Here is a 5,080-nt window from a genome sequence, read left to right as displayed (position 1 = left end):
CTGACAGGCAACGACAGCCAGGTATTACGCCCCATGACAATGGTTTTGCCGGTGGTCAGTTGTTTAAATCTTTTCAGGTCGTTGGGCAGATGCCAGAGCAATTCGTTGTTTTTTCCGATTGCACGGTTTTCTGCAATGGCTACGATAATTGAAATCATACGGCAATAGGGGCTTTAATGTGTGGATGTGGGTTATAATCAACAAGTTCGAAATCTTCATACTGAAAACCAAAGATGTCTTTTACCGAAGGATTGATTTTCATCAAGGGGAGTTGGCGGGGTTCACGGCTCAACTGAAGTTTTGCCTGCTCCAGATGGTTTAAATACAGGTGAGCATCACCAAAAGTGTGAACGAATTCACCTGCCTGTAGCCCTGTTACCTGTGAAATCATCATGGTCAGCAGAGCATAGGAGGCAATGTTGAAAGGAACACCCAGAAAAACATCTGCACTGCGCTGATATAGCTGACAACTGAGCTTGCCGTCCGCTACATAAAACTGAAACATGGCATGGCAGGGGGTAAGTGCCATTTCGTCCAGTTGTGCAACATTCCATGCATTGACAATGATTCTGCGTGAATCAGGATTTTTTTTGATGGTATCCACACATTTCTCAATCTGATTGATAGTATTCCCCTGATAGTCAGGCCATCTGACCCATTGAGCCCCGTAAATCGGGCCAAGGTCTCCGTTTTCATCTTTCCATTCGTCCCAAATCGTAACGCCATGCTCGTTCAGGTAGCGGGTATTGGTATCTCCCTTTAAAAACCATAATAATTCATAAATGATGGATTTCAAATGAAGCTTTTTGGTGGTCAGTGCTGGAAAACCTGCAGAAAGGTCGAACCTCATCTGATAACCGAAAATGCTTTTTGTTCCGGTTCCGGTCCGGTCGCTTTTGATGACCCCATGATCGAGGATATGTTGCATTAAATCAAGATACTGACGCATACCTATTTTTTCTTTTTAAACACCTCGCTGGCAAAGTTCCGGATGATGGTCAACACCTCATCTTTTTCTTCAATATAGGCTAAATGGCCTGTTCCTTCAAGAATGACAAGCCTGGCTTTCGGAGCATTGGCAGTTTGATGCCTGATTTTTTCAACAGGGATACGGCTATCATGGTCTCCGGCAATGATCAGCACAGGAACCTCTGAATTTTCAAGGGTTGAAACGTGGTCGGCTCTGTCGCGCATGCCTGCCAGCGAAGCAATAATACCTTCCTTATCCATACTCAGACCAATGCTTCTGAGCCATTCAATTTCCTTATTATATCTTCCGGCATTTTCAGGAGCAAATAATCCCGGGTAAAAAGAAGTTATGAAAGAAGTATGGTCGTTTTCAACCAGCTCTATCGTCCTGTTTCTGTTTACTTTATCCATTTCGCTGTCGCTGCCTGCCTGTGAGTTGAGCAAAACAATTCCTTTCAGAAAACGTGGAAAGCGTGAGGCAAATTCCATGGTTACATAACCCCCCATGCTATGGCCAACCATCAGGCACTTGTTGATGCCAAGAATTTCAAGAATATTCCTGACTTCCTCTGCCATCAGTTTCAAGCTGTGAACTTTACTGATATTGGATGATTTTCCATGTCCGGGCAGGTCGATGCATATCACCCTGAAGTTTTGACTGAGCTTTTCAGAATAGTCGTTCCAGATATCAGATGACTCCAGAAACCCGTGTATAAAGACAATGACATTCCCGTTTCCTTCGTCTGTATAGAAAATTTCAGGTGCTTTATTACTCATTTCTAAGGAAATTATACTGTTTAATCCGCGACAAAATTAAGCATTTTGCCTGTAAACTTCCGGATGAGATGTGAACACTGTTGGCAGGGCAATGGTGTTTTATTAAAAATCAGAACGGTTTATTTATGGCAAATTAAAAATGAGTTTGTAAAATGTTGTTTGCATAAGGTATTGCCTGACCTCATCAGGTGAGTTAACCTTGCTGTGGAGGTATTCCGGTGAGGCTTTGATTTTAAATCCGAAAAATCTGACATACCAGATTCTTGCCTCATGCCCGTGAAGATCTTCATGGCTTTCATAATAGACATCTCTGACTGCTTTTGCCAGTTCAGATTTCACCTCCGCTTCTCCTTTCAGTTTTATCAGTTTATCTGCGGCAGTTTTGCACACATTTTCATAATACTTGCCCGGGAAAGCGGAAGGTTCAAAGAGGAAAGGAAAAAGCTCATAAACTGCCGTATCTGGCTGATTGATTTTGTCGTAATACGCTGAGAATAAAAGAGCCAAACGCATGCTTTCTTCAAGGTCGGTGGTACCGCAACCATACCAGAAACGGTAATAACGGGCTGCATTGTCCAGGTGGACATAAGCTTTTGCGTAGTTCTTGTTTTTCATTTCCAGTTCATACAGCAGTATGCTGGCTTCGTGTTGAAGATTTTGCAAATAGTCCGGTACCAGGATATTTTTACAGTTATTCTGAATGTAATTACACAGGAGAATGGAATAACCGAAGGAATCTGACTCCTGATAACTCTTCAGAGACATCACTTCCTCCAGATAGCGGTATGCAAGCTTTTCTTTTCCGGAAAGATAGGCACAAAGTCCTCTGGCATACATTGCTTCCTGATTGAGCAAATGTGATGGATAGAGCCGCAGAAATTCATTGAGGGTTTTGATGGATGTTTTGTAATTTCCATCACAATACGATTTGGCCGCTTTCTGAAGCAGCGGGCAGACTTCATTTTCGTTTTGAGGAAATACTTTCTGAAACATCAACAGGACAGTCAATAGTAAAATAATCTTTTTCATTTCAAAATTTAGGTTAAGTGGCTGCTGCATTTGAAAAGTTACCATTCGAAGAACATTTTTTTAACAATTCAATAAACTCACTCATGATCATGGCTGTAGCTCCCCAAACAATATAAGTTTTCCAGACGAAACAGGGAGTAGGGTGCCATTCACCATTTGAAAACTGAATGGGCTTTTCCTGAATATTTTTTTCATCCAGCATTTCTGGAAAACTCACCTCAAATAGTGACTTGACTTCCTTGCTGTCGGGATGAAAAACCGGTCTGTAGGGTAAATAGCCCACAAAAGGATGGATGATGAAATTGCTTGGCGGAACAAACAATGGCGTTAATTTGCTCAAAAACATGATGTCAGCGGTATCTATGCCCAGTTCTTCAGATGTTTCGCGAAGGGCGGTCTGATAGAGGTCTTTATCTGTTTTTTCATATTTACCTCCCGGCAATGATACCTGATTGGAATGAAAGCCCTGATAATGGTGGCGTTGTATGAAAACTGTATGTAGCTCGTTTTCAGCAGGATAGATAAGGATTAAAACACCACTGTCTCTGGGCATCTTTATTTCAGGCCAACCGGCAGGCTCATGTTTTCTGTTTTCAGGTGCCATTTTATATTGTGCCTCTTTCCCCGGCAGTTTTTGCTGAGAAATCAATTTCAGCACATTTTCAGCTTCCTGAATCATTCCTTTATTTCAAAATGTTTTTCAGCTTTTTCTTGGCTTCATTTTCAAGCTCTTTCTTTTTCTTTTCCGCTTCAAGCCTTGCCTTTTCCTCTGCTTCCTTACGCTTTTTTTCCGCTTCCTGTTTCAGGCGTTCCTGTTCCTGCCTTGCCTTCTCTTCCAGAATTTGTCTTTGTTTTTCTATTTCTTTTCTGGCGGCTTCTTCAGCCTTTTGTTTCTGAATATCAATCTCTTGCTTTGCTTTCTCTTTGGCAGCTTCCGTAACCGTTTGCGTGAGTTTTTTCACTGAAGTCTTTATTTTGGGATCATCAACACTACCGGTCAGGTAAACAAACACTGGAACGGTTTCTCCGACCAGCATATTGATATTCGCTATTCCCATGTTTTTCAGGTAAGCAGAAGATTTCTTCTTCAGCTCTTCCACCGGAACATCTACCTTTATTTCATAATTGATACTCTTATCAAGCCCGTTCCACCCGCTGACAAGGAAATTGGTTTTATCAATTTTAAAAGTCAGGGGATTGAGAGTAAGTTTTCCGTCTTTGATAATATAGGAGGGTTTTATATTTCTGATGGTTGGATTTTTCAGGCTGTTCATTTCAAGGACATTTGCGGTCAGGGTGAGTGGCTTGAAATTTTGCACCGATATTTCTCTGATGGCAAGTACTCCCTTGCTGAAAAGTGTGCCAAAGTCGGGCATCATGTTTTGCTTCAGAAGACTGTTAATACTCAGCTCTCCGCTGATGTTGCCTTTTGCAAAGGCTGCAATCGGAACGTATTTTTTCAGTATTTCAAAGGTCTGATAGGCTGAATTTATGTTTAATTCCGTCAGTTTCAGGCTGAAATCAAAAGCCGGTTTTTCCTTGATGTAGGTATCATAGTATCCGCTGACTGTAATACGCCCATTCAGGACATCTGCCTGCAACGGGTTGATGGTCAGTTTTTTATCTCTGAGTATCAGCTTGCAGACTGCATTTTTCATATCCATTTTGTCATAAATAAGCCTGGCAAAGCGGGCATCCATCGTGAAATCAATATTTCCGGGAACTTCAAATACAGTCATTTCTGTTTTATCCTGAGTAGTGGCTGAGGCTGGCGTGCTGTTTGTAACTTTCTGATCTTCTTTGCTTTTGACTAAAAATGTATTCAGATTCATGAAGCTGGAGTTCAGATTCAGATTTCCTTTCAGAACTCCTTTTTTGAAGATATAAGGAATAAAATTCGTCAGGTTTCCGCTGGCACTCAGGTCATTTTGCTCAATGCTCAGCTGAAGTTTGCTGAGCTGAACCTGCTGAGGAGAAAACAGCAGTTCAAAAACCGGTATTTTCAGCATTTTATTCATTTCTTTGTAAAAATAGCTCAGGTTTGTCATGCTGATCTTTCCTTTTGCCTGAAACTTTTCATACTGCTGTTTTTCGAGGTATGAATTGGCACCTCTGAGCATCAGATCGAGGTTTACTGTGCCAGAAACTTTTTGATTTTCATCGAGTTTGATGAAATTTTTAAGGTTATCGAGGATAATTTTCCCTCTTATGCTGGCATCAATAAAGGGATCAGATACAGGATTTTTTACCAATACCACAGCATCGACAGGCTCTTTGCCCAATTCGGCATGGAATTGTTTCAGGT

At 41.4% G+C, this 5,080-nt stretch carries 6 protein-coding genes; all 6 read right to left on the bottom strand.

The features are described 5' to 3' along the window. Positions 1-158: dihydrofolate reductase (locus tag GX437_08560; protein ID NLJ07706.1), on the bottom strand; the 158-nt coding region annotated here is incomplete at its 3' end. After that, positions 155-949 (bottom strand): thymidylate synthase, encoded by a 795-nt coding sequence (locus GX437_08555; protein ID NLJ07705.1) that lies wholly within the window; start codon positions 947-949, stop codon positions 155-157. The genes GX437_08560 and GX437_08555, both read right to left, overlap by 4 nt. Positions 950-951: 2 nt before the next feature. After that, positions 952-1,746 (bottom strand): alpha/beta hydrolase, encoded by a 795-nt coding sequence (locus GX437_08550; protein ID NLJ07704.1) that lies wholly within the window; start codon positions 1,744-1,746, stop codon positions 952-954. A 123-nt stretch (positions 1,747-1,869) separates the two neighbouring features. Further along, complete coding sequence (locus tag GX437_08545) at positions 1,870-2,775, bottom strand: hypothetical protein (GenBank protein NLJ07703.1); 906 nt, start codon at positions 2,773-2,775, stop codon at positions 1,870-1,872. Between the two features lie 13 nt (positions 2,776-2,788). Beyond that, positions 2,789-3,454, bottom strand: coding sequence for a CoA pyrophosphatase (locus GX437_08540; protein NLJ07702.1), 666 nt, complete (start codon positions 3,452-3,454; stop codon positions 2,789-2,791). A gap of 4 nt (positions 3,455-3,458) precedes the next feature. Further along, the coding region (locus GX437_08535) for a hypothetical protein (protein ID NLJ07701.1) at positions 3,459-5,080 on the bottom strand (1,622 nt) is incomplete at its 5' end.

This window comes from Sphingobacteriales bacterium (genome assembly GCA_012517435.1).
Lineage (GTDB): Bacteria > Bacteroidota > Bacteroidia > CAILMK01 > JAAYUY01 > JAAYUY01.
This window is presented reverse-complemented; position numbering and strand designations above follow the sequence as displayed.

Excerpts from the sequence above, each read along its gene's own strand:
- GX437_08555 (NLJ07705.1), bottom strand. The coding sequence starts at position 949 with ATGCGTCAGTATCTTGATTTAATGCAACATATCCTCGATCATGGGGTC.
- GX437_08550 (NLJ07704.1), bottom strand. The coding sequence starts at position 1,746 with ATGAGTAATAAAGCACCTGAAATTTTCTATACAGACGAAGGAAACGGG.
- GX437_08545 (NLJ07703.1), bottom strand. The coding sequence starts at position 2,775 with ATGAAAAAGATTATTTTACTATTGACTGTCCTGTTGATGTTTCAGAAA.
- GX437_08540 (NLJ07702.1), bottom strand. The coding sequence starts at position 3,454 with ATGATTCAGGAAGCTGAAAATGTGCTGAAATTGATTTCTCAGCAAAAA.